This is a genomic window from Actinomadura sp. ATCC 39365, assembly GCF_054392275.1.
In genome coordinates, this window is sequence record NZ_CP184335.1 from 6258673 (window position 1) to 6283888 (window position 25216).

Here is a 25216-nt window from a genome sequence, read left to right on the forward strand (position 1 = left end):
CCGGACGAGGACGCGGGCGTCCTCGTCCGGCTTGACTCAGATGGACAGCAGGACGGCTTATGCCTCCGGCGGGAACCAGGCCTGCAGGGATTCCATGTTGATCGGCAGTGAGATGTGCTCGTGCGTGATCAGCCATTTACCGTTCGACCGCCGGCAACCGACGGTCGAACGCACCCAGATCGAAGTTTCCAGCCCGTTCGTGCGCTTGCCGGAATCCAGGTGCAGCATGTGCGCGAACGCCACGTCGCCACTCACCGAGACCTTCAGCTCGTGCGTCTCCAGGCTGATGGGGCCGTCGTAGCCGTCGAACCACCGCACGAAGTTGCGGCGGACCTCGTCGCTGCCCGCGAACTGCAGAGGGGGAACGACATCGTAATAGACAATGTCCTCCGAATAATGCGTCATGAGCAGATCGATGTCCTTCACCTGGGCCGCATCGACGCGACTCGCCAGGAACGCTCTGAACTCAGAATCGCTCGAAGTCATCGTTTCTCCGTTTCGCCGTTTCGCCGTACAAGAATGAGGACCGCCGCCGGCTCGGCCGGCGACGGTCCCTGTGGTTTCAGCAGTACGACGACGCAGTCCACCGAAATGTGAGGCGCCCCGACGTATTCGGCGCCGCGCACTGGCGTCACCACCGGCTCGGACGTCAGCCGCGCCCTGAAGCCCCATCCCTCGCAGCCTGAGACACCAGGGGATCAGCACCTCGTCAACGACCCGGCGGGCCTGGGAGATCGACGCGACGGGAGCAGCGCTGCGCCAGGCCGAGGGAGCGGCGACCTTTCGTCCGGCAGGGCTGCCTGCGATCGGACTGGAGGAAGTGCAGGGCGGCTTCAGGGATCTGCGCCGTCACTCCGCCTCGGTGACGGCCTGGGCGAACTGCGCCGAGTAGAGCCTGGCGTAGGCGCCGCCGACGGCCGGCGCGGCGTGGCCTGGGGCGGCGACCGCACCGAGGCCACCGCTCAACTGCTGGCCTGGCCCGGCGTTCTCGCAGCCGAGGCGACCGGGCCTGCACCGGGCGGTCGGTCATCGGTGGCGGGCACGATGGGCGGCTACGGCCACCAGCGCGCCGACCACGGCAGACACGGTGTCGGCGTCGAGGTCTTGGTGGCCTGTGCCGAGATTGAGGGAGATGTGCTCCCCGCGCAGCACGACGCCGTCGCCGTTGGGCAGCGCCACGCCGAGCACGCCGTCGTCCAGCTCGGTGATCTCCGGGAGTGTGACGTCGGCCGCCGCGAGCCGGGCCTGCAGGTCGGCCAGCCGTTCGTGCAGGCCGTCTGCTCGCGCTTCGGCGACGCGTGCGGTGGTGGTGGTCTCGGCCAGCTGGGCGCGTAGTGCGTCGCAGGTCGCGCGCTGGGCCGCCAGCTCCTGGCCGGCCTGGTCGCGCTCGTCGGTCAGGCGGTTCCGTTCCCGTTCGTGGTCGGCCTGGCGCCGTACCAGCTCAGCGCGCAGTTCCTCCAGGCGCGCGTCGACGGCTTGGACGTGCGCGGCGGCGGCGGTCAGTTCGGAGCGCAGACCTGCGGCGGCATCTCGCTCGGCGGCGAGCTCTTGCTCGCTCAGCTCCAGGCGCTGGCGCAGCTGATCAAGAGCGTCGGCCGTCTGCTGCCGTTCGATGGCGACCTGCTCACGCTCGGCCTGGACCTGCTCGCGTAGCTTGTGCAGCGCGTCCTCGGCGCGCTTGCGGGATGTCTCGGCCGCCTCCGCCCGGCCCTCGGCCTGATTGGCCCGCCCTTCGGCGCGGCCTACCTCCTCGGCCGCGTGGCGGCGGATCGTTTCCATTTCGGTCACGGCGTTGTCGGTGCGCCGCTCGGCGGCCTGCTGCAGGTCGTGGGCGTCTGAGGCCTGCTGACGGGCGACGTCGCGGGCCAGCTCGGCGTTGGCCGCGCGCCGCTCGGCTTGCTCGGTGCGCTCCAGCGCCGCGGCGGTGGTGCTCTCCAGCTGCGTGATGCGGGCCAGCAGTTCGTCGCGCAACCGGCCGTACAGTTCCCGGTCGGCGGCGGCCTCGGCGAGCATGCGCTCGGCGAGCTGGATGCGCGTGGTGGCGTTCTCGTTCAGCCGGCGCACCCAGGAGGCGCCGTCGACCGGGGCGCCGGGGACCTCAGGCAGCGGCCGGGATCGGGCTTCTTGTCCGCAGTCGCCGCTGCAGTAGGTGCGCGGCTTGGTCTTCGGCTTCTCCAGCGGCCGCGGCCGGCCGTCGACGGTGCGCCAGCGCGCGGCGCAGTTCGGGTTGCCGCAGCGGCCGTAGGGAGCGTCCGGGTCGGCCTGCGGCGCGGTGCCGGTCGCGGCGAGCGGCAGGGCGCGCGGCGTCTCGGCAGGCTGCTCACCGCCGGGTGGAGTGGGCTCGTTCACCCTGCGATCGTAGCAGTATCAGAGATAGCAGAATTCAGAATCAGAAAAAGAAAACTGGAATCTAATAATCTGTGAGCATGGATGTCTTTCACAGAAGAACACTTCTGTGAAAGACTGTGTCGGGAGAGCTGACGGGGGCGATGCTGCGTGAGAGTTCTCATCTTTCTGACCTGGGGTTTTCTCACCTGCTGTCAGCGGGATTCCCGCCTGCTGTCAGTGGCGTGATCCGCAGCCGATGCCCGCCACTCCTCCCGCCTCCCCGGAGATCAGCACCTTCAGGGATGGTTAGCGATAAGCTCACTTATCGCTAACCAGAAAGTTGATCATGGAAAACCATATGGACGCTCCCGAGCGGCTACCAGAGCGCACCTCCGCGCCGCCCGCCCCGGATGAGCACCTCCTGGACGGCCGCACGGCCCGGCTGGTCGAAGAGGGCCTGGCCGCCAACACCCGCCTCGCCTACGCCCGCGACTTCGGCGCCTACGCCACCTGGTGCCAGTCCACCGGCCGCACCCTGCTGCCCGCCACCCCCGCGACCCTGGCCAACTACGTCGCCCACCTGGCCGCCCAGCACTACGCCCCCTCCACCATCGACCGCGCGCTGGCCTGCGTGCTGGCCGCCCACGACCACGCCCAGCTCGCCAAACCCGCCACCACCGCGGCCCGGCTGGCCCTGCGCGCCTACCGCCGCGAACGCGCCCAGCAGGGCCACCGCCCCCGCAAATCCCCGCCGATCACCGTCGACCGGCTGCGCGCGATGGTCGACGCCCTGCCGCACGACACCCCCGCAGGACGGCGTGACCGCGCCGTCCTGGTGCTCGGCTTCGCCCTGATGGGCCGCCGCTCGGAGATCACCGACATCGACATCGACGACCTCACCTTCACCGCCGACGGCCTGGAGCTGTACGTCCCGTTCAGCAAGACCGACCAGGACGCCCAAGGCGAGATCGTCGCCATCCCCTACGGCCAGCACCCGCAGACCTGCCCCGTCCGGGTGACCCGCGCATGGCTCGCCGACCTGGCGGACGCCGGCGTGACGACCGGGCCGCTGTTCCGCCCGATCGACCGGCACGGTCGCATCGCCGCCCGCGCTCATCCCGTCGCCGGGCGCGGCCGCCGTGAACGGCTGACCCCGCAGTCGATCAACCTGATCGTCAAACGTGCCGCCGCAGCCGCCGGCCTCGACCACGCCGAGGCCTACACCGCCCATGGACTGCGCGCCGGTGGCGCCACCTCCGCCGCCAAGGCCGGCGCTCCCATGTCCGCGATCACCCGCCATGGACGCTGGGCCGACGGCTCCCCCGTCGTTGCCGGCTACATCCGCCAGGCCGACAAGTGGAACGACAACCCGCTGCACGGCATCGGACTATGAGATCGGTGGCCGCTGTCGGCCTATCGGTACCGTGACGCCTGATCGACCTTGAGCCACCTCGCTGTGCGGGCAACACTTGCCAGTGGTTCTCGCTCTTGAACGGCTGCCGGAGCCACCCATTCTGAACTGCTCTGTGTGACTGCGCGGCCAGCTCGGGCAACCAGCATCTCCGCGAGCAAGCCGGTGGCGGTGGTGGCTGTCACTGATCGCTCTGCCAGGAGCCCGGCTTCGCCGAGGCGAAGAGCCGCGATGCGGAGGGCACGCCGCCGCCTGCTCGGGAGCCGGTCGAGACACTGCTCAAGTTCGATGAAGAGCTCCTCGATGGTGTCGCCTGCTGCGATCGCCCAGAGCGCAAGGGCCCACTCGGCCTGGGAGTGGTCGTCATCCGACCTCGGGGAACAACGGAGCAGCCAATAGCGATAAGGCCCCACGGCGACGAGGCCCTTCTGCTCGGCGAGCGCGCGGGCCGTGCCCGCGCGGAACGCCTCCCCGTTCGACAGCGTCCGGTACGGCCGGAGCCATGCCGGGGGCGAGGACAGGCCGACCGCGGTGAGCAGTCCGCCGATGTCCTTGATGCCCATCCCCTTGGGGAAGTCGTCCACGAGCGCCCGGTCGCCCCAGACATGCGCCTCGACCAGCCGGCCCGGCCACAACGCCTTCGCGAGCGTGGTCTTCCCGGCGCCGGACGGGCCGACGAGCAGGCCGACGTTCCGCCGCCGCTCCTCGACGGGCAGGTGCGCCGACCAGGAGTTGGTCAGCTTCTCCTCCAGCGGCACGTCGAACGTGCCCTGGAGCTGGAGGACGCGGGCGGTGCGGCGCACGGGGGTGGCGAGCGTGATGTCCGCCCTCATGCGAGGGTCCTACTTTCCATGTGGTTGAGGAGCAGTGTCTGCCCAGTGATCTGCCAGCGTTGGCCACCATTCGGGACAATCCGCAACGAGTTCTCTGAGCGCGGGACACATGTGCATGTATGTGGCGAAGGACTGCCAGCCGTACCAGGCGTTTCGGCCGTGTAGCTTCTGTGCCGCCATGAGGCTGTAGTCGAGAGTGTCAGCCAGCATTCGAGCGACGGTGAGGACCTTCACTCGTTTACGTCCCCGCCTCGGACAGGGCTTGTTCTCGTAGAAGTGGGCGTGCAGCCATGGCCGGTCGATGATGAGTTGCTCGATCTCGTGAAGGCGCTCTATCCCGCTAACTGCAAGGGCAGCGAGGCTCGTCTCATTGCTGATCCGCGTTTGCCGGGCGAGTTCCCTGGTCTGTCGCGCCAAGAAGACAAAAGAGCCGATCACTCCGAGAGCCCCAATGACTTGGATTACCAGTTCCACGTCGTCCATCCATTGCAGTGGCCGCAGTCTGCCTTTGGAACGACGCAGCCCCTCAAGGTGGCGATGTCTGCCTGGTGAGACATGGCTACCTCATCGCCCTGCGCAGCATGCCTACATGAGTGCTCGAACAGTGTGCCCCTCGGCCGTGAGCTGTTCAAGGAGTTCGACCTGCTCGACCTCCGAGTCACAGGTGACGACGACACCCACACGGTCGGCGGCTCGACCTGCTCGGCTGGCCCCGGCCCCGGCTCTCCTCCTGGAAGTACCGGTCGTACCGGCCTGGCCCCCGCACCGGTCGAAGCCGCACTCGAGTCCGGCCCGCCGGTGATCGTGATGAGCCGGCTTCCCGGCCAGGTCATCATCCGCGGCATTAACGCCACCGGCGAACAGATCACGGCCATCACCGCCACGCTGAAGCGACTGCCCCAGCCGCTGCCTGGGGCCTCGCACACGGTTGGGCGGAGAGGCGTGCATCGACCCGCATCTGCCTGAGGCCAGCGACCAGACCTGTCCGATTCACTACAACGATAAGCCCCGCTCGATCCACGCGGATCGGGCGGGGCTTCCTTACGTACGGCGAGGTTGTTCGACGGTCCTGTGGTGACGTGCTTGGCGGTCCACGAGGAAAGTTGGAGCACCCATCGGCGAATTCTGCATCCGCCGAACCATCAGGTGGACAATTTCGACAAGCTACGAATACTGCCCTTAGGGTGAACTAGCGACTAGTCGCTTCGGAAATCCACGCTGATGCTCAGCCCCGAGCGGTCCTGACGTTCCACGAAGGTAACATCGACCACTTTTCCCTTCCAGCGAGTGGTCATACCATCGATGCAGTCCGGACAGGCGTTCTTGTCTCGAGTATCGATCCGCTTCCAGCCCTTGGCAATGAACCCCTTCAAGATCTCTTCTCTACTCATTGCCTGATCAGCCATGTAGTGGAGACTGCCACCTTCGGCCGAATCGCAGGCGTCCTCCTCTTCCTGCGTGGAAGCGACAGACGCCGGCAAGAGGCCATGCACCGCCTGCTTGAGCTCGCCGATTTGTCGAAGCGCCTCTTGGCGGCAGGACTTCTTGTCCAGCGACGCATGTCCACATGCCGCGACAGAATATACTACCGCGAGAGACGCCACCACTATTGAGATACTTCGTTTAGAGAAGACCACAAGCATCCTCGCTTTCATACCCAACGGGAAATGCCTCCCGACGGGACATAATGCGATAAGAGACTAGGCGCAATTGGGTACGTGCCCTGTACTTCCCCGGCACTCAGTACGTTTGTACTTGTCGTGCAACTGCCCCTTACTGTAAAGCTTGTCGGCGATCGCATAGAGCTGATCGAACCAATGAGTGTAGCTGAAGGTCGCATTGTTATAGGTCGGGAAGTACGAGCTGCGATACATGCGATCGAGCTCTTTTTCATGACTCTTCGCCCAACTGCGCGAGAATGCATTGTTGTATTGATCCGCAGCGGTATCGCACCTGGCACGCTTCGGTCTGCACGCTTCGCCTTTCTCGTGCGCCTCAGCCAGCGACACCGCCGCATCTTGCCCGATAACATACGCCAATGTAACCTGCCACAAAAAGTGGCGCACGGCGTTCTTTTTGTCGGTTTCCTTCTCGCCGAACTTTTTGTCTACGTATCTATATGCCTCATTGGTTATACTGAAGGCCATGGCGCAGTCGGCGGGGTTCTTTTTGCACCATTCACCCTCATCAGACCCGAAGTCTGGACTTGGCGTCGTTTTGCCTCCAGCGCTCGCCCCAGAGGAACCAGACCTCGGCGTTCCATCAAGTACTTCTCTCACAAAATTCCACTGATTCTGGAGTTCGGCACTCGAATAGACTGGCGTATATGTGCGCATAAAGATATCCCGCGCGAGGGCACTCCCCTTCCAGAAGTCTTTCGGCGCTGGTCTTCCGTTAGGCATTAGTCCTTGCTTCTTGGCCTCCTTGTCAGACATGAGCGGAGCGTTGTAGTAGTCGTAGCCGGGTGAGGTGATGAAGTCGGACCACCATTGTTGGTTGGTGAAGGTTTCCGCGCAAATGTTGCCGGTGCAGATGTAGCCGCCGCCGGAGCGCGATTGCGTGCCGGCGTAGGCGCTGATGTCGCCGCTACCACTGCCGCCGGAGTAATAGCCGCTGCCCGATGAGCTACTTCCTGAGCCTAGGGTGATACCGCTCCCGATCACCGTTCCGCTGTAGCCGCTGCTGCCGGTGTCGAAGCCAAGACCGCTGGAGTAGTGACCGGTGGGGTCGGCGCCGGTGAGAGGCGAGGCGTTGGCGTAGCTGTAGCGGTTGGCCTGGACGGACGGATTGGGGTCAAGGGTGGCGGTGTCGCGGCTGGCGAAGGTACCGGTGCCGGGCTGGTACCAGCGGGCGTGCATGTTGACCTTGCCAGTGTCTGGGTCAGTGTATTCGCCCTGGTAGCCGAGCTGCGCCTTGGTGCCAGTAAGGGCAGTAACGGTGCCGAACGGATCGTAGGCGGCAGACGCCTGTACGCTGGCGGTGTAGGTGGCTACCAGGTCGCCATGCAGGTCCGACAGCGCCGCGACCGCAACGCCAGTGCCCTCCTTGAGGCCGAGCAGGCCGCCGCCCGGGTCGCGGGCGTACTTGGCCTGGACGGCGCCACCGCTGTCGGTAACGGCGGCCAGGTCGTTGTCGAGGCCGGTGTAGGCGAAGGTCTGCTTGGTGGTGCCGCGGATGCGGCTGACAGCGCGGTCGAGGGCGTCGTAGGCGTACAGGCTGTCACCGTCGGCGATCATCCGGTCGAAGGCGTCGAAGGTGTAGTTGGTGGTGGCCCCGGCCTTGGTACTGGTGGCAAGGGTGCCGCGTGGCGTGTAGGTGTAGTCGGTGCCATCCCCGCTGGTCAGCCGGTTGCGTTCGTCGTAGGTGAAGGTCGCCGATCCGGCCTTGGTGCGGTTGCCGGAGGCGTCCCATTCGTAGCTGGTAACGGCGCCGCCGGGGGCGGTCCAGGAGGTGAGGCGCCCGGCATGATCGTAACCATAGGTGTTGGTGCCGGCGCCGATGGTACCAGCGGTGGTCTTGGTGGTGAGGTTGTCGTCCTTGTCCCACCCGTAGGTGATCTTGGCGAGCTGGGTGCCGGAGCCGTTCTTGACGGTCTGGCCGGTGACGCGGTTCATGTTGTCGTAGTCGATGGTCTGAGTGCCGGCCGTGCCGCTGGTGGCGGTGATGGTCTTCAACCGGCTGGCGTTGTCGTAGTCGTAGGTGAGCGTGCGGGCGGTGACCGGGTCGGTGGCGGTGGCCAGCCGGTTCCCGTTGTCCCAGGTGAATGTCGCCGTCCCGGCGGCATCAACGCGCTGGGTGGGGTTGCCGAGCGCGTCGTAGGTGTAGGCGGTCTCCTGGACTGTGCCGCGGGTGACCTTCAGCGGGAGGCCACGGTCGTTGAGGTCGACGGTAATGTCGCCAGCACTGATGAGGTGACCGGCCAAGTCGTAGCCCAGGGTCCGCTCGGCGCTGGTGGCGCCGCCGCCCGCACCGGTCTCCTTGGTGAGCCGGTTCAGCTGGTCGAAGACGCGGTCGGTGCGCACACCGCCTGGTTGGATGGTCGCGGTCTGGTTGCCCGCGGCGTCGTAGAGGTGGGTCCAGGTGCGGTCGGCCACGTCCGGGTGCGCGGTGGTGGCCGGCTCGGTCAGCGTTTCGGGCAGGCCGAGGCTGTTGTAGCTGGTCCAGGTGGCGTTACCGCGACCGTCAGTGATCCGGGTACGGGCGCCGGCCGCGTCGTAGCCGAAGGTGGTGGTGATGGATTCGGTGTCGGACACCGGTTCGATGAGGGAGGTGAGCCGGCCGAGCGCGTCGAAGGTCTGCTTGGTGACATGTCCTTCGGGTGAGGTGGCGCTGGTCTGGTTACCGGCCAGGTCGTAGCCCAGACCATAGGTCCGCAGTACTGCACCAGTGCTCTCCACCAGGTCCTTGACGATGGTCTTGCGGCCGGCCAAGTCGTAATCAGCGGTAGTCGCGTTGCCGTTCGGGTCTATCGTCTTGACCAAGCGGCCGGACAGGTCGTGATCCAGGGTGGTCTTCTTCAGCAGCGGGTCGGTGGTCGAGGTGATCTCCCCGGCCGCGTTGACCGTGAAGCTGGTCACCCTGTTGCCTGGAGCGGTCTGCTTGGTCAGCCGGCCCGCGTCGTCGTACTCCATCGTGGTGGTGTAACTGGCCGCGGTGGGCTTGCGCTCGATCTGGGTGACCGTGATCTGGCGGCCGAGATCGTCATAGGTGGCCTGGACGCGGGCGCCAGTCGGGTCGATGCCGGCGAGTTTCTCCCCTGCCAGGTCGTATTCAGTCACCCAGGGGCCCGCGCTCTGACCGTCCGGGGCGGGATCGGTAGTGCGGACCTGACGGCCGAGCTGGTCGTAGTCATGGGAAGTGATATTCCCACGCGGGTCGGTGCTGGTCTTCAGCTGCCCGGCCGGGTCGTAGGTGTAGTGGGTGGCCGAAGTGATGGCGGTGCCTGAGCCCGGAGGCGTATATCCGGGAGCGGTCGTGCTGGTTACTCGTCCTGCCTTGTCGTAGGCCGAGACCATCGTCCTGCCCTCGGCATCGCGCCGGTGCGTGGTGTTGCCCGCGCTGTCGTAGCCCACCCGGACGGTCGGCTGAGCCTGGGTGGCGGTGCCGTCCTTTTCCACCTGCACCTGCGGCGCGATCGTCTCCACCAGACGTCCCAGAACGTCGTAGCGCTGGGTCGTGGTGTAGTCGGCCGCGTTGACACCGTCGCCGTTGCCACGCGGATCAGTCATGGACGTGACCAGGCCGCGCTCGTCATAGCCGAGAGTCAAGACCTGGTCCTGAGCACCGTTTTCGATGGTGTGCTTTGTGACCTGGTTCAGCTTGTTGTAGGCGTAGCTCGCGGTCTCCGTACGACTGGTACCCGCGGCGGTGCGGGTGCTCTTGATGATGTTGTCGTTGGCATCGTAGGTGAACGTGGTGGCGCGGGCCAGCTTGGCCGGATCCACGACCTCGCGCACCAAGCGGCTAGCCTCGTCGTAGTCGAGCACAGCCGTGGTGATGCCGCCACCGGTGACCTGCTCAATCAGGTTGCCGGCCGGATCGTACTCCTCGGCCCTGACCACCACGTCGCGTGGCGTCGTGGAGCCGTTGAGCTTGGCATCGTCGGCGATCTGCTGCTTGAGCCGGTTGTCCATCCAATACTCGTTGGTGGTCTTGCGGCCCATCGCGTCCACGGTGGACTTCAGCCGCCCAGCTGCGTCATAGCCACGTGTCTCCAAGACCACGTCCGTGGCCGGCTGCGGGTTGACCGGGCTACCGGTCCAGCCCTTCAACGTGCTGAAAACGAGCTCGCCGCGCTTGCTGTAGCCCTGTTCGATGATCGTGCCACGCGCGTCGGTGGCGCGGATGGTCTGGCCTAGCTGGTTCCATACCTGGCGGGCGACCCCGCCTTCGGGATCCGTGATGGAGTCCTGGCGGCCGAAGGTGTCGTAGGTGTAGGTGGTGGTCCGCTTGGGGTCACCGCCGGTCAGATCGGCGATCGTCTGCGTCAGCGGGTTGCCGTCGGCGTCGTAGGTGCTACGAACCTGCGCGGTGTGCGTGACATCGCTGAGCTCGTTCTTGACCGCCGGGGAGGTGGCGGTGAGCACGCGGCCCCGGCCGTCGTAGGTGAACGTGGTCTTCGCCCCACCAGGCACCGCCTGAGAGATCTGGGTGCTGGCGGTCAGCCTGCCGATCGAGTCGTACTCCAGCTTGGTCACCAACCCCTCCGGGCTGGTCTGCTCAGCTAGATCACCGGCGGCAGTGTAGCGGTAGCTCCAGCTGTTGCCGCGCGCGTCGGTCTTGGTTTTCACCAAACCGGCGGGGGTGGTGCCGCCGCCGACCGCTGCTTCGCTGCCGTCGGTGTAGCCGGTCGTGGTCGACCGGCCCAGGGGGAAATCGGCGGTGATGGGCGAGCTTTGCCTGATCAGCTCGCCGTAGGTGTTGTACTCCGTCGTGGTGGCGTAGGTGTTGTCGGTGTCGCGGGAGGAGCGACCGTCGCGGTAGGCGGTGACCTTGTCGTTGCGCAGGTCGAACGGGTCGCTGGTGTTGAGGTAGTAGGACCAGAATTCGATGGCGCACTCGCCCGGCGCCCGGCAGTACTGGCGGCCCAGGGTGTTGCCGCGCTTGTCCTGGTAGATCTCGTTGGCGATGTCGTTGCGGTCGATCACCTTGGCCAGGAAACCCGCCTGGTCGTACTCGTACCAGGTGGTGTAGCCGAGTTGGTCGGTCTCGCCGCGGATGTTGTAGCCGCGCCAGGCGTCATACAGGTACTTGAGCGTGTTGTTGGCCGGGTCGGTGACCGTCACTTGAGCCTCGCCGGACTGCTGCTCGACGCCGAGGTCGCCGATCTTCCAGGTGCCGCCGTTGCTGTCGGTGTGGGTGGCGATGCGGTCGGTCCTGTCGTTGTAGGTATTGACCGCCGCTACCCGTCCCGATGGCAGCGTGATCTTCGACAGCCGGTGCGGGGCCGCGTTCCTCGCCTGGTAGTGCGCCTTGACTTGTTCCAGCAGAAGAGGCGCACCATACACGGCGACCTCATCGATCACGCCCTGGAAGGCGAAGGCCGCAGTGCCGGCAGGCACTGCTGGAGAGGTCGCTGCGTCCGTGATGCCATTGCCGACGGTGGCGTACTGACGCCATCCAGCAGGCCGGGTGGTGGTGAGCGTGCCAGCCTGCTGGCCGTCCAGGAACAACCTCTGTTCCTGGCCCTCCACCGACAGCACGACGTGGTGCCATTGCCCGTCGTTGACCGCCTGGCCGGAAGTGATCGGAGAAGTCGTCACGGTGAGTGAGCCGCGCAGCTTGCCGTCCGTGCCGACATACAGCATCGGTCCTTGGGCCACCCCGCTGGTCTGCTGTGAACCCGCTGCCAGCAGCACTCCGGATTGACTGGTCTTGAACCATGTCTCCACCGCCATCTGATCACCCACGTGAGGGATCGTGTGCGAGGGCAGGTTCATTCTGGAGCCTGCGCCAAAAGAGGCAGCTGTGTCCGTGGTCCCCGCCAAGGCGCCTTGCTGGCCGAGGGTCACCGACTGATAGGTGGCGTCTCCAGCGCCGGTGCCCAGATCTTTGGCGGTTGTGCCCGAGGCTTCGCCCATGCGCCAGTAGCCCAACGGATCGGCATCGAGCACGCCGCTGCGATACAGCGATCCGCTCCCATACTCATAAGTGGTGCAATTGGGGGCGGCCACGGGCGCGCACACCTTCGTGAGCCGATCGCCGTCGTACTCGTAGGTCCAGGTCAACGTTATGCCGTCGACGGGGTCACTGAATACGGAGGCGATATGGGCGCCGTTCCAGGTGAAGGTCAGCGAGCGCCCGCCAACCGTTGCCACCTTGGCCAGTTTGCCGTCACTGCCGTAGACCAGTTCCTGGACGCGGTTGCGGTTGTCGCTGATCTTCGTCAACCGGCCGTCTGCGCCGAACAGATAGCTCGTGCCGGCCTTGTCCATCAGCCGCCATCCGTCGCGCTGAAGGGCGAGCGTGGCGAACATGCCAGGCGGCGGCTGGAAGCCTCCGGTGCCGTCCGAAAGGAAACGGATACGGCGCCCATCCGGGTATGTAACGACTGCTGAAATCGAAGTGCCGTGCGTTTCTGAAGCGATACGCATGTCCCAGCGAGTAGACCAGCCTGCGCCGAACAGGGCCTCGGTGCGGGAATCCATGCTGTTGTAGGTCCGCACCACTGACAGCGGCGGCCCGACCGTCGCCACCTGCAGGTCGGTGACGGTGGTGGTGTAGTTACCGGTCTGCTGGTTGAACTCCCGTCCGTCCACGCCCGCGCTGGCCAGCCATGAGGTGACCGCGGGCTGCCGCACGCCGGTGACGAAAGTCAGCAGCGGCGAGGTGGTGGTGGAGGAGTCGTAGGAGTCCTTGACCGTGACCGTCCACCAGTACTGCTTGCCCCAGGCCAGCTTGCCTGCCGGAACGGTCCACTTGTTGGCGTTGCCCGCCACATAACCCGAGCTCGTGCAGCCGGCGCCGGACATCGACTCGACATCGCACACCTTGAAGGAGTACGACAACGCCGACCCGGCGGCGTTGGTGCTCTGTCCCCACGCACGCAGCGACGGCGTCAATGAATCGACCAGGTACCCCTGCTTGGGGTAGACGTCCAGGAGGGCGGGCACGGCCAGCACCGACCGCTCGGCCGCCTCAGCCCGCAACGTCCCGACGGGCAATCCTTCGGTCGAGTCCGACGTAGCCGAGTCCACGCTGCGATCCTCGAGGGGAACCGCGCCCTCGGGCGCCTTCACCTCGGCATGCCAGCCGTCCGACGGCTCTGCTACCGATGGCAGCTGTGTGGCCGGTAGCAAGGACGGCAATCCCTGGGGCGAGCCGGCCAGCTGAACTGGAGCATCCGACACCGCGACGCCATCGTGCGCCACTGTGGCCAGGGCAGTAGCAGCTGCCGCGGCAGGCTGAACTTGCGGCGCCAATATGGCGGCGGTCAGGCCAGCAGCCGCTGACACGCTGCCCACCGTATGACGCCATGACTGAACTAAGCGCATGCGCTTATCACTCTCCGAACACGTAACAACGGGATGCGAAAGTGCCGCCATCGCTCTGCGCCGCAAGGGACACCCGAGGTCTTGTGCCGGGGTCTTGTGCAGGGCTCGGAGGTGGTGCTCTTACAAGCTGCTCACGCTAGATCCCGACATCATGACGCACAAGATCAGATCTGGTTACAAAATGGGAAACAAACCTTCCCGATGCGCAACGCTCCGTCATCATCCGTTCGATGACGAACGCCACAAAATAAGCAAACTGCACGCCGATCACATAACACGCAACATGGACAGCCTGGGAGGCTGTCATGGCCCGGTCCGGACACACCGGCCAGCCGCCCACCGAGGCCGCCCGGCTGGCGCTGCGTGCCTACAAACGCCAGCGCGCCGAGGACGGCGGCCGCGGCCAGCGCGAAGCCCCGCCCATCACCATCGACGCGCTGCGCGCCATGGTCTCGGCGTGCGACCTGAGCACCGCCATCGGGCTACGCGACCGGCTGCTACTGGTGCTCGGCCTCGCCCTCATCATGGGCCGCCGCAGCGAACTCGTCGCCCTGACCAGGTACGACGTACGCGAGGTCGCCGACGGCCTGGAGGTCGCCATCCGCACCTACAAGACCGACAAGGACTCCCGCGGCGAGACCATCGCCATCCCGCGCGGCAGCCACCCGCTCACCGACCCCGTCGCCGCCTGGCGCGAGTGGCTGCACGTCCTCGACCAGGCCGGACACACCACCGGCCGGCTGCTGCGTCGCGTCAAGCGGCACTGCGGTATCGGCCCTGCCCTGGGCGCCGACGCGGTGAATGTCGTCGTCTGCTGGTCCCCAACCTCACCCGTCGTGCTCCGGTACATCCGCGCCGTCGACCGCTGGCGCGACAACGCCATGCGCAACGTCGGTCTGTAACTCACTCAGTCTCAGCCCTCAGGCGCGCCAGACAAGGCGCTCCTCGGCGAAAAGTTAGACGTTGACCTGCGAGATCAGCCCTTAGCGCTAATGGCTGTTCCATTGTTCCCCGAGGCCGGAGTTGCAGGCGGACCTCGGCCTCGCCGAGGCGGGTAACGGCGCTGGTTCGCCGTCTCGTCGCCGATGGCGTGCTGACCGTCCTCCAAGGCCGGCCGTTTCGCTCGAACGCTTCCCTGAACCCGTCTCACTCGCCGAAGCGCTGGCACATGGCGCCAAGCCTTGCCTCGTCTTCGAAGACGTGCACGACAACAGCGGCAGGTAGCAAGCGGCCCTGCAAACGCCCAGCCATTGCTTCGCGCCTCAGCCGCATGGCTCTCGCATCGATGTCAGGCGGGTTCTTGCAGCTCGATCGGGAGGTGGCGGGGGCCGCGGAGCATGGCGTTGTGCCGGTAGGGCGGCGGGTCCTGGATCAGGGTCGCGGTGCCGAGGCTGGGGATCAGCGTGCCGAGGGCGATCTGGGCTTCGAGCCGGGCCAGCGGACCGCCGTAACACAGGTGGATGCCGCCGCCGAAGCCGAGGTGCTGGTTGTCTGGGCGGGTGGGATCGAACCGGTCGGGCTCGTGGAACCGTTTCGGGTCGCGGTTGCCGGAGGCGAGTACGAGCACCAGTGGCGTGCCTTCGGGCAGGGTGAACCCGGCGAGGTCGATGTCGGCGAGCGGGACGCGCTCGCGCATGTGCACCGGGGGCTCGTAGCGCAGCAACTCCTCCACCGCCCCGGGCAGCAGTCTGGGGTCGTCGCGCAACCGGTCGAGCTGGTCGGGGTGACGCAGCAGGGTGAGGACCCCGTTGGTGATCAGATTGACCGTGGTCTCGTGCCCGGCGATGAGCAGCAGGACGGCGGTCTCCGCCAGTTCCTCGCGGGTGAGCCGCATGGCTGGATCCGGCTCGTTGACGAAGGCGGACAGCATGTCGTCACCCGGGTTGCCGCGTCGCTGCTCGGCGAGGTCCACCAGGTACCGGCCCATGTCGGCCCTGGCCTGCCGGCCGGCTCGATCCCGCTCGGTGGTGTCGTCCCCGGTGCCGACGTCGGCGGAGGCGACGATCGCGTCGGACCACTCCCGGAACCGCGGCTCGTCCTCGCGCGGGACGCCGAGCAGCCGGCAGATGACTGCGACGGGCAGCGGGTAGGCGAAGTCGTCGACGATGTCGATCCGGGTGCGGTCGCCCAGCGTCTCGATCAGGTCCTCGGTGACCTCGGTGATCTGTCCGCGCATGGCGTCGATGCGGCCAGGGCTGTGCGGGGGGCCGAAGGGTCGCATGGCCAGGGTGCGCAGCCTGTGGTGCTCGGGGTCGTCGAGCCGCAGGAACGGGAGCTGCTGGTCGGTGGACAGGTCGTGGTCCGGAGTACGGCGGCTGTGGGGATCGACACTGATCCGCGGGTCGTGGAGCAGGGCGTTGATCTCGTGGTAGGTGCCCACCAGGTAGGTGCCGTCGGCCTGCCGCACCACGGGACCGGCCTCGCGGAGTTCCGCGTACAGGGGGTAGGGGTCGGGGCGGCTGGCGTAATCGGTGATGCGTCTCAGCAGGGTGTCGGTGCTCATGGTCTGGGCTCCTCGTGGACGGTCGGAAGGGTCAGCCAGGACGCACCATGGTCAGCCGGCGGTCCGGCAGGTGACCGGTGAGCGCGACAAGGGGACCGTGGGAGAGCCCCTTCGGGTCCGGCACGTCGGAGGGAAGCGGCAGCTCGGCGGCGAGCGTACGGTCCGCCGCGCCGGGCGCGGGCGGGAACGGCGCAGCGGTCTCGATCAGGTGCTGGTAGTACTCGAGCGACTTGGCCATGTTGACGGTGACCGCGGCGGTGACCCGGCCCCGGTAGCCGTACACCACCGCCAGCCGGCGCGCCTCCAGCGAGCCCTGCGCGAGGACGATCTGGTCGGAGAAGGTGGGGACGCCCACCGCCTTGATGTTGAGCCCGAACTGGCTCGACCAGAACGTCGGCAGCGCGAGATGCGGACGCCGCAGCGGCCCGGGATTGACCATGTTGTGCGCCGCCACCTCGGCCTGCGCGACCGCGTTGCCCCAGTGCTCCAAGGAGAGCAGCTGGTACTCGAACAGCGGATGGGGGAAGCGGGAGACGTCGCCGGCGACGAAGACGTCGTCGGTGACGATCCCGTACATGTCGAAGGCCCGGCACCCGCCGTCGCAGGCGATCCCGCGCGGGCCCGCCGCCAGCCCGCTGTCCTTCAGCCATTCGACGTTGCGGACCGCGCCCAGTGCCACGACGCAGAGGTCCGCGGCGACGTGGCTGCCGTCGGACAGGTCCGCGCCGGTGAAATGGCCGTTCCCGTCCCCGCGCAGGGCGGTGACCGTCACCCCGCAGCGCAGGTCCACCCCGTGGGCCCGCTGCATTCCGGCGGCGAGCTTCGACAGCGTGCCGCCGAGCGCGCCCACCAAGGGTGCGGGGCCGCGTTCGGTGACCGTGACCTCCAGGCCCCGTTCCCGGCAGGCCGAGGCGATCTCCGAGCCGGTGAAGCCGCCACCGATCACCAGCACCCGCTGCGGCCCGGCGGCCAGCCGCTCGGCCAGCCGTCCGGCGTCATCCCAGGTGCGTAGAGTGAACACCCCGTCCAGGGCGGCCTCCTCCGCGTTGGGCCAGGGCCGCGCCCGGGTTCCGGTGGCGATCAGCAGCCGGTCGAAGGGCAGCGAATCACCGTCGGCCAGCATCACCCGCTTACCGAGCGGATCCAGGCCCGTGGCAGGCACTCCGAGCCGCCAGTGGGCGTCCGGGGCGCGGCGCATCGGCAGCTCGGTGGCGTCCGCCGCCGCCTGGCCGAGCAGCACCTGCTTGGACAGCGGCGGCCTGTCGTAGGGCGGGCGGAGCTCGTCTCCCACCACGGTCAGAGAGCCGGTGAAGCCCTCCCCGCGCAGTGTCTCAGCGGCCCGCAGCCCCGCCAGCGACGCGCCGACGATGACGATCCTGCCCTCCCGCAGGTCATCGGCCATCGACGCTCACCGCCTCGCCGATGAGGATGGCCTGGACCGGGCACGCCACCGCGGCCTGGCGCACGCGCTCCAGCTGGTCGTCGGGGACGGCCGGCGTGTACAGCAGCGCCTCCTCCCCGTGCAGTCGGAACACCTCTGGCGCGAGGAACACGCACTGCGCGTAGCCCTGGCAGCGGGTGAGGTCCACGACGATCCGCATCCCACCATTCCCTCCGTCACCTCACCCTTGTTCCTGTCCAGAGCAGCGGCAAAGGGAATCGGACAATCAGGGATGCGTCTGGTAATCGCCTGGCAGGCGGCACTGGACGACTCACCGTCAGGCTTCTTCGTGCGCGACCGCCCGTGGGGATGCCGGCCGTGCGGACAAGGACCAGCGGCCGGGGCCGAAGGCGGCAATGAGCAGGAACCCCCAGCAGAAGAGAGCGGCTTTCTCGCCGCCGTTCTCGATCGGGAACAGTCCTTGGGGCTGGTGCACGACGAAGTAGGCGTAGGCCATGGTGCCCGAGCAGATGACGGCGGCGGCGCGGGTGGCCACTCCCAGGACGACCAGGACGCCGGCGACCAGTTGGATGACCGCGGCCCACCACCCGGGCCACTGCCCGAAGCTCGGTGCGGGCCCCTGGGGGCCGCCCAGGACGCCGAAGAGGGTGGCCACGCCGTGACAGGCGAACAGCAGACCCGTCACGAAACGGTAGAAAGCCAGGAACAGACCCTGCCGTTCGAGCGGTGTGTCCATCGGGACGTTGTTTCTGACCCTGTCCATGACGCCGCCCAGGCGTCCTGGCCGGGCCGGCGGGTGTTCACGTTCCGTAGTCATACCGATCTGTTCTCCCGAACGAAGATCAGAAGACATGAGAGCACTCACGTCAGCATCAAGAGTTCGGCATCTCTCCGGCAACCATGAATCACCCACGAGAGAGAGGGACGACTGCTCGTACACATCGCCAACCGGCCTTCATCGTCCGGTGCCCATGAAGCCGCAGCTTCCGGTCGCTCAGCGGCTGAGTCCGTCCGGGGTGAGGTCGAGCGGACGCTCGGCCTGCTCGCGCTGCTCGGGTGTGCCCGAGGCGAGGGCGATGCCAGTCAGCGCGGCGAACATGTCGGTGGCGGTGATATCGGACCTGATACTGCCAACCTTCACCCCGGCCTCGACGAGCGAGTATGGCATCAGTCATGCCTAGCTTGGCGGTGGCGTAGTCAATGAAGTGGCCCATCCAGGCGCGTAGGGCCTCACGGGGCGGCATGGCTGCCAGCAGTTCGGGCGCGGCGTCGCATAGCTTGGCGAGCTCGTTGTGGTAGGCGGCCTCGATGAGAATCTCCTGGGCCGCGGAGGTCCGGAGGAGGCTCGATCGGCCTGGCCGTCATCGTGTCGGCGTACGCGGCCGGGTCCGTGCCCGGCGCTTTCGTGCCGGGCGTGCGCGGCGCCTTCCTGACCTCTGCCGCGTTCACGCTCCTCGGCTCCGTCATGATTCTGCTCTCCCGGTCGCGAGAACAAGCGACTGGGTGACGGACGCCGGTCAGCGATCGGCGGGCGCGATCATGGAGATCAGGGTAGAGACGAGCTCATCGGCCGTGACGTGCCACTTGTCGGGGGACAGGTGTCCGCTGGCCTCCATGTCGGTGATCCCGTGCACACTGGTCAGCAGCAGCGCCGCGAACCGGCGCACATCCTGCTCACCGACCAGGTCACCGACGACGGCGAGGAACTCGTCCATGGCGCGGTCGGCCGCCTGGCCAGCCGCGTGGATCGCGGCCGGGTCACCCGCCGGGGCGGCGAACATCAGCCGGTACAGGTGCGGCTGACGGCGGCCGATCGACATCAGGGCGGAAAGAGAGTGCGGGCCGTGCGCGCCGATGTGGGGATGCCGCTGGACGGCAGGCTGCACCATGTCTGATCCGCGAGCCGGTCCAGGGCTTCGGCGGCGATGGTGGTCAGCAGGCTGTCCTTGTCGGAAAAGTGCCGGTACGGCGCCCCGCGGGTGACGCCTGCGCGGGCCCCGACCTCACGCAACGTCACCGCGTCAGGGCCGCCGGCGTTCAGCAGTCCGGTCGCCGCGTCCAGCAGGGCGCGGCGCGTAGCGGCGGCGGATTCCACGCGGGCGAACAACGCCGTCGGCCCCTCGGCATGCGTCCACGCCCGGCCGTGCAGGAACGTCCGGAACCGCCTCGCCAGCACCCGCCCCTCCCACATGATCATCAAAGTCGTGGTAGCCGTAGGCGTCCCGGATCATCCACGCGTGCTCATACGCCGTCTTCAGCCGCTCGCCGTACTTCTTGACCTGCGAGGGATCGCCGAGCCCCAGCTGCTCGGCCAGATAGTCCACCACCGGCCACGGCACCGCCAGCGGATCCTCCAGGAACAGCCCCTTGTACCGGACCGTCCCGATCTGGACGGCCACGCCCAGGCGATGCGGGTCCTGGCGTGACTTCGCGATCACATCCCGATCGAACGCGTCCAGGAAGAAGAACTTCTCCAGGTCCGACAGCGACGGCAGCTCCTCGAACGCCGTGTACGCCCTGACCTGGTCATCAGACAAAAACCCCACAGACATGGGGGACAACGGTAGAGATGTCACCGATCACCGTCAAAGCGACGATCGCGCCAGATGCCCGAATCTCAAAGTCGGGGCGATTCAAACTGATCGCTATTGCATCTGATGAGTTCTCAGATCGTTCGACACGCGAGGTGCGCGGCAGAGCCGGAGGGTCGGTCAGCGAGCCAAGCCCGCCTCACGTTCGGCGAGGTATTCGTCGAGCAGGTCGAAGAGTACGTCGATGACGAGTCGTTCTTGTTCTTGGGGTAGGTCCCAGTGATCCCAACCGTCAGGAAGGGCGATGTGGCGAACATGTCCTGACCAGCCGTGATTGCAGGTTTGGCCGCGCTTGGCGATGAGCCAGTCCGTCCAGTCGCGCAGGCCTGGGCCGCCATGGCGCAGGGCGTGCTGGTCGTAGCCGTCGAGGAACGCTTCCAGTCGATCAAGTCGGCCACCGATCACATACATCGGTAGCCGGCGTCTGACGTTCGCGAAGTACTCACGCTCACTCATATCGGCCAGGCTCTTTGAATCGCCCCGGTTTCGGTGGAGACTTGATCTCTTGAGAGGATCGAGTCCATGCCAGGTAAGTCTCCCTACCCCGCCGAGCTGCGCCGTCGAGCGGTTCGGATGGTCGCCGAGTTGCGACCGGATTACCCGACCGAGTGGGCCACGATCAACGCGGTGGCGACCAAGCTCGGCATCGGCACCGCGGAGACACTGCGCACCTGGGTCCGCCAGGCCCAGATCGACGAGGGCAGCCGGCCCGGCCGCACCACCGACGAGACGGCCGAGCTGAAGCGGCTTCGCCGCGAGAACGCCGAACTCCGCCGCGCCAACGAGATCCTGAAGGCCGCGTCGGCTTTCTTCGCGGCCGAGCTCGACCGGCCACACACGCACTCGTGACCTTCATCGACCAGCACGCCGATGTGTTCGGTGTCGAGCCGATCTGCCGTGTCCTGACCGAACACGGCTGCCCCATCTCCACCAGCACCTACTACGCCGCCAAGAACCGCCCACCCTCGGCCCGCGCCCTGCGCGACGCCGAACTGGACGCCCACATTCAGCGCATCCACGCCGCCAACTACGGCGTCTACGGCGCCCGCAAGATCTGGCATCAACTCCAGCGCGAAGGGCACCAGGTGGCCCGCTGCACCGTCGAACGGCGCATGCGCGCCCTCGGCCTGCATGGCGCCCGGCGCGGCAAAAAGGTGCGCACCACCATCGCCGACCCCGGCCACGAGCGAGCGGCCGACCGGCTCCAGCGCGACTTCACCGCGACTCGGCCGAACGCCGCCTGGGTGGCCGACTTCACGCACGTGGCCGCCTGGTGCGGCGTCGTCTACGTCGCCTTCGTCGTCGACGTCTACTCCCGGGCCGTCGTCGGGTGGGCCGCCTCGCTGACCAAGCACACCACGCTCGTACTCGACGCCCTGGACATGGCCCTGTGGCGGCGCGAGCGCATCGGTCGGCCGGTCGAGCCGGGGCTGATCCACCACAGCGATGCCGGTAGTCAATACACGTCTTTCCGGTTCACCACGCATCTGCTGGCAGCCGGGATCGACGCCTCCATCGGCACCGTCGGCGACGCGCTCGACAATGCCCTGATGGAATCACAGATCGGCCTCTACAAGACCGAGCTGATCAAGCCCCGAGGGCCCTGGCGAAGCCTGGCCGACGTCGAGCTGGCCACCGCCGAATGGGTCGACTGGTTCAACGCCACCCGCCTGCACTCAGCGATCGGACACCTGCCACCAGAGGAGTACGAGGCTCTCTACTACGCTCAACACCAACCCAGCGAACCCGCCGGAATCAACCGTTGAGGTCTCCATCAAAGTCGGGGCGATTCAAAGATCCCTTCGTTTGATGTAATCGGTTGGAGGGTGGCGGAGAATGAGCCGGGACGTGATGGCGCCGGGTGCTGCGGGCCTGCATCTGGTCGGTGGAACGGTGTTGCTTCGACCGGAGGAGCAGGTGGCCGAGGCGATGCTGGCGGGCTGGCGGAATCAGCAGATGGCCCGGAATCTGGCGTTCTCCACGATCGAGGGCCGCGAAAAGGCGGTGAAGGCGTTCTCCCGCCACGCTGATGCGTTCCCGTGGCAGTGGATGCCACAGATGGTGGACGAGTGGCTGGGCGACCTGCGGGCGATCCGGCATCTAAGGCAGTCGACGCTGCGGAACTACGCCGAGGCGGTCCGGTCGTTCTGCGCGTTCCTCACCGATCCGGCCCATGGGTGGGCGGCGGAGTGCGAGCGGCGCTTCGGGTCGCATCCGATCCAGGTCTGCCACGAGTGGAACACCGCGGTTCACCTCCAGGACAACGAGGCCGATCCGGCCAAGCGGGCGTTCACCCGCGATGAGCTGCAGGCGTTCTTCGACTACGCCGACGACCAGGTCCACCGGGTCAGTGGCGCGGGTCGCAAGGGCTGGCTGCCGGCATTCCGCGACGCGACCTTGTTCAAGACCGCCTATGCCTACGGGCTGCGCCGCCGTGAGGATCGGATGCTGGACCTGGTCGACTTCGGCCCCAACCCGCACGCGCCGATGTTCGGAGATTTCGGCGTCTGCTACGTCCGCTGGGGCAAGGCGATGAAGGGTTCACCGCCCAAGCGTCGCAGTGTCCTGACGGTTGGCCCGCGCGACGGTGTCGGCGGGATGGACTGGATCGTCGACATCCTCGACCAGTGGGTCACCGAAGTCCGGCCTGGGTTCGCCCAGGCGGCCGTCTCGCCGGCGTTCTGGCCTTCAGAGCGCAGCCCGCGGATCGGTTTCTCCCAGATCAACACCCGCTTGGCCACCTACCGCGACGCGCTCGGCCTCGACCCAGGCATGGACTTCCACTCCTTCCGCCGCTCCTACGTCACTCACCTCATCGAGGACGGCTGGGATCCCCGGTTCGTCCAGGAGCAAGTGGGTCACGAGCACGCCTCCACCACCTCGATCTATACCTGCGTCTCCTCCGACTTCCGCACCCGCACCCTGCGTCAGGCGATGGAATCAACCCTGAACGCCGCTCTGGGCACCGGAAGGAAGAACCGATGAAACGCCAGGTCAGCTACCAGTGGCGGCTCCGCGAGACCATGGCCGCGCATGGCATGTTCAACGCCACCGACCTCGCCCAGCCTCTCGCCGACCGCGGCATCACCCTGTCCGCGGTCCAGATCTGGCGGCTGGTCACCCACATCCCCGAACGGCTCTCCATGTCGGTTCTCGCCGCGCTCTGCGACATCTTCGACTGCACCCCCGCCGACCTCATCGCCACCAGAGCCGAAAACGCCGCACCCCGCCGCACCGCCACCGGCGACACCGGCCCGGCAGCCCAGATCGCGCCGATCAGGCCCAAGCGCGCCCGGATCCGCCCCGACCAATGAGCCCCCTCTCCCCAGAGCACTACGAACGCTGGCATCTGCGCGACTGCGCCCGCTGCGGCCGCCGCGCCGCCAAGGCCGCGAACTGGTCCGACGGGCCGATTTGCCGGACCTGCCTGCACAAGGCCGAGAACACTCACGGCACCTGCCCCGCCTGCGGGACCGACCGTCTCCTGCCCGGCCGCAGCGATAACGGCGAGGCGATCTGCCGGGATTGCGCCGGCATCACCCGCTCGTTCTCCTGCTCCCGCTGCGGACATGAAGGCCAGCTCTATACAGGTCGTCTCTGCACCAGATGCACCCTGACCGACCTGGTCCACACCGTCTTCGACGACGGCACGGGCTCCATCAGCCCAGCCTTGCGCCCACTCGCCGATCGGCTGATCGCCTCACCCAACCCCAAGTCCACCTGGATGTGGTTGCGGCGCCCCTACATCCGGGACCTCCTCAGCGATCTCGCGGACGGCACCCTTTCCCTCACGCACGAAGCCCTCCACCCGCTTCCGAACTGGAGAACCGTCGCCCACCTGCGCGACCTGCTCATGGCCAGCGGGGCCCTGCCCTTGGTCGATAAGCAGATCCTTCACCACGAGACCTGGCTCACCCACTGCTACGCCGAACTCGCCGACGACCCCCACCTGCGGATCCTGCGCGCCTTCGCCACCTGGCATCAACTGCCGCGCATGCGCGCCCGCGCTGCGGCCAGTCCTCTGACCCCAGGCTCCCGTAGTTCCGCCGGCGAACAGTTCAAGGCCGCCCACGGCTTTCTGGCCTGGCTCGATGACTCCGCTCACCATCTCGGGTCCTGCACGCAGGGCCTCCTCGACGCCTGGCACGCCACGCACCCCCAGCACCAACACAACACCTTGCGGGTCTTCCTACGCTGGGCCATCAGCGATGGTCGCATGCCCAAGCTCCGGATCCCGACTCCGGCCACCGCTAAGGCTCCGCCCCTGTCTCAGCGCCGCCGCCTGGAACTTCTCCGACGCGCGCTCAGCGACGAGAGACTGGCCCTCCCCACCCGGGTCTCGGCCTGCCTTATGCTCCTCCTCGCTCAGCCGATCACACGGATCGTTCGCCTCACCCTCGACGACCTCATCTCGCTCGACGGCGAACTCCACATTCGACTCGGAGACCCGCCCACACCGGTCCCCGAGCCCTTCGCAGGCCTTCTGCTCCAACTGGCCGACGAACGGCCGCATCTGAACACCGCCACCAACCCCCGCGCCCGCTGGCTCTTCCCCGGCCGCCGAGCTGACCAACCCACCAACCCCGGCACGCTCCGCGAACATCTACGCCTCGCTGGATTCCTCACCGGCACCGCACGACCAGCAGCACTGCGCCAACTCGGTCGGCATCGGGCCTTCGTCCGGCAGGGGCATGGGGTGTCGTATGAGGCGGCTCGGGTGCGGCGGGTCGCTGAGGAGGCGATCCGTAAGGCCATGCAGTCGAACAACAACCCGGCGGGTCTGATCAATGTGGCGTTGGAGGAAATGCTCCGCGCTCCGTGTGAGCTGCCGAGCTACACCACGCTAGACGCGATGGCCGCAGCGGTCCACGCCGAGGTGAACGCCGGGTTCTTCCAGGCGGTGACGGGGCGGCTTGACGCCGCCGCGCGGGCGAGGCTGGCCCGGCTGCTGGTGGTTGCTCCGGTCAGTCGGCGCAGCGAGTTCGATTGGCTGAAGGACGTGGCCAAGGCGGCGTGGTGGCCAACACCCGGATGGGAACTCCGCGCACTGGGGTCGCTCGCCTTGGCCGTCCGTTCCTCCATCCCGATGCCAGAATCGACTCCCATGAAGCTCCAGCTGTGCTTACTGACAACCTGATGAGAATCAGTACTGACA

At 67.1% G+C, this 25216-nt stretch carries 22 protein-coding genes; 8 read left to right on the forward strand and 14 right to left on the reverse strand.

Translation table 11 applies throughout. From position 1 onward, the window contains the following. Positions 1–57: 57 nt before the first annotated feature. Both ACNF49_RS30555 and ACNF49_RS30560 read right to left on the reverse strand, forming a co-directional pair. A complete protein-coding gene (locus ACNF49_RS30555; protein WP_357979990.1) occupies positions 58–486 on the reverse strand; it encodes a YybH family protein in 429 nt (142 codons plus the stop codon). Positions 487–1026: 540 nt separating this feature from the next. Then, entirely contained in the window at positions 1027–2349 is a 1323-nt protein-coding gene (locus tag ACNF49_RS30560; protein WP_482939680.1) for a coiled-coil domain-containing protein, read from the reverse strand. Between the two features lie 337 nt (positions 2350–2686). Here ACNF49_RS30560 and ACNF49_RS30565 point away from each other — a divergent pair, with 337 nt between their 5' ends. Further along, complete coding sequence (locus ACNF49_RS30565) at positions 2687–3721, forward strand: tyrosine-type recombinase/integrase (protein ID WP_482939681.1); 1035 nt, start codon at positions 2687–2689, stop codon at positions 3719–3721. A 20-nt stretch (positions 3722–3741) separates the two neighbouring features. Here ACNF49_RS30565 and ACNF49_RS30570 read toward each other — a convergent pair whose 3' ends face one another. Then, on the reverse strand, positions 3742–4572 hold the full coding sequence (locus ACNF49_RS30570) for a hypothetical protein (RefSeq protein WP_482939682.1): 831 nt from the start codon (positions 4570–4572) through the stop codon (positions 3742–3744). Positions 4573–4854: 282 nt separating this feature from the next. On the opposite strand from ACNF49_RS30570, the gene ACNF49_RS30575 reads away from it, so the two are divergent. Beyond that, positions 4855–5124 (forward strand): hypothetical protein, encoded by a 270-nt coding sequence (locus ACNF49_RS30575; RefSeq protein WP_482939683.1) that lies wholly within the window; start codon positions 4855–4857, stop codon positions 5122–5124. A gap of 54 nt (positions 5125–5178) precedes the next feature. Further along, positions 5179–5538: a hypothetical protein gene (locus ACNF49_RS30580; RefSeq protein WP_482939684.1), complete on the forward strand. Its 360-nt coding sequence runs from the start codon at positions 5179–5181 to the stop codon at positions 5536–5538. A gap of 230 nt (positions 5539–5768) precedes the next feature. Here ACNF49_RS30580 and ACNF49_RS30585 read toward each other — a convergent pair whose 3' ends face one another. Both ACNF49_RS30585 and ACNF49_RS30590 read right to left on the reverse strand, forming a co-directional pair. Continuing rightward, on the reverse strand, positions 5769–6215 hold the full coding sequence (locus ACNF49_RS30585) for a hypothetical protein (RefSeq protein WP_482939685.1): 447 nt from the start codon (positions 6213–6215) through the stop codon (positions 5769–5771). 57 nt (positions 6216–6272) lie between these two features. Beyond that, positions 6273–13526, reverse strand: coding sequence for an RHS repeat-associated core domain-containing protein (locus ACNF49_RS30590; protein ID WP_482939686.1), 7254 nt, complete (start codon positions 13524–13526; stop codon positions 6273–6275). Positions 13527–13870: 344 nt separating this feature from the next. Between ACNF49_RS30590 and ACNF49_RS30595 the strand changes: the two genes are divergently transcribed. Further along, on the forward strand, positions 13871–14467 hold the full coding sequence (locus tag ACNF49_RS30595; RefSeq protein WP_482939687.1) for a site-specific integrase: 597 nt from the start codon (positions 13871–13873) through the stop codon (positions 14465–14467). Between the two features lie 386 nt (positions 14468–14853). On the opposite strand, the gene ACNF49_RS30600 is transcribed toward ACNF49_RS30595, so the two are convergent. From ACNF49_RS30600 to ACNF49_RS30640, 9 genes are all read right to left on the reverse strand, one after another. Then, complete coding sequence (locus ACNF49_RS30600) at positions 14854–16068, reverse strand: cytochrome P450 (RefSeq protein WP_482939688.1); 1215 nt, start codon at positions 16066–16068, stop codon at positions 14854–14856. Positions 16069–16099: 31 nt separating this feature from the next. After that, on the reverse strand, positions 16100–17470 hold the full coding sequence (locus ACNF49_RS30605; RefSeq protein ID WP_482939689.1) for an NAD(P)/FAD-dependent oxidoreductase: 1371 nt from the start codon (positions 17468–17470) through the stop codon (positions 16100–16102). After that, a complete protein-coding gene (locus ACNF49_RS30610; protein ID WP_482939690.1) occupies positions 17460–17669 on the reverse strand; it encodes a ferredoxin in 210 nt (69 codons plus the stop codon). The genes ACNF49_RS30605 and ACNF49_RS30610 overlap by 11 nt, the downstream gene beginning before the upstream one ends. 117 nt (positions 17670–17786) lie before the next feature. Next, entirely contained in the window at positions 17787–18233 is a 447-nt protein-coding gene (locus tag ACNF49_RS30615) for a DoxX family protein (protein ID WP_482939691.1), read from the reverse strand. Positions 18234–18464: 231 nt separating this feature from the next. Next, complete coding sequence (locus ACNF49_RS30620; protein WP_482939692.1) at positions 18465–18638, reverse strand: SbtR family transcriptional regulator; 174 nt, start codon at positions 18636–18638, stop codon at positions 18465–18467. 349 nt (positions 18639–18987) lie between these two features. Next, positions 18988–19290 (reverse strand): TetR-like C-terminal domain-containing protein, encoded by a 303-nt coding sequence (locus ACNF49_RS30625; protein WP_498703245.1) that lies wholly within the window; start codon positions 19288–19290, stop codon positions 18988–18990. Beyond that, positions 19290–19487, reverse strand: coding sequence for a TetR/AcrR family transcriptional regulator (locus ACNF49_RS30630; protein WP_498703247.1), 198 nt, complete (start codon positions 19485–19487; stop codon positions 19290–19292). Before ACNF49_RS30630 ends, ACNF49_RS30625 begins: the two co-directional genes overlap by 1 nt. A gap of 4 nt (positions 19488–19491) precedes the next feature. Beyond that, positions 19492–20022: a DUF4158 domain-containing protein gene (locus ACNF49_RS30635; protein ID WP_482939695.1), complete on the reverse strand. Its 531-nt coding sequence runs from the start codon at positions 20020–20022 to the stop codon at positions 19492–19494. A 159-nt stretch (positions 20023–20181) separates the two neighbouring features. After that, positions 20182–20517 carry a hypothetical protein gene (locus ACNF49_RS30640; protein WP_482939696.1) on the reverse strand — a complete coding sequence of 112 codons (336 nt, stop codon included), beginning with the start codon at positions 20515–20517 and terminating at the stop codon, positions 20182–20184. Positions 20518–20583: 66 nt separating this feature from the next. On the opposite strand from ACNF49_RS30640, the gene ACNF49_RS30645 reads away from it, so the two are divergent. The 4 genes from ACNF49_RS30645 to ACNF49_RS30660 all read left to right on the forward strand — a co-directional run bounded on the left by ACNF49_RS30645 (position 20584) and on the right by ACNF49_RS30660 (position 25198). After that, a protein-coding gene (locus tag ACNF49_RS30645) for an IS3 family transposase (RefSeq protein ID WP_482939697.1) occupies positions 20584–21827 on the forward strand; the annotation gives its coding sequence in 2 pieces (ribosomal slippage) (positions 20584–20866 and positions 20866–21827; 1245 coding nt in all). A gap of 70 nt (positions 21828–21897) precedes the next feature. Then, on the forward strand, positions 21898–23046 hold the full coding sequence (locus tag ACNF49_RS30650) for a tyrosine-type recombinase/integrase (RefSeq protein ID WP_482939698.1): 1149 nt from the start codon (positions 21898–21900) through the stop codon (positions 23044–23046). Then, complete coding sequence (locus ACNF49_RS30655) at positions 23043–23375, forward strand: helix-turn-helix domain-containing protein (RefSeq protein ID WP_482939699.1); 333 nt, start codon at positions 23043–23045, stop codon at positions 23373–23375. The genes ACNF49_RS30650 and ACNF49_RS30655 overlap by 4 nt, the downstream gene beginning before the upstream one ends. Continuing rightward, positions 23372–25198: a DUF4158 domain-containing protein gene (locus tag ACNF49_RS30660; protein WP_482939700.1), complete on the forward strand. Its 1827-nt coding sequence runs from the start codon at positions 23372–23374 to the stop codon at positions 25196–25198. The genes ACNF49_RS30655 and ACNF49_RS30660 overlap by 4 nt, the downstream gene beginning before the upstream one ends. The last annotated feature ends 18 nt before the right edge of the window (positions 25199–25216 follow it).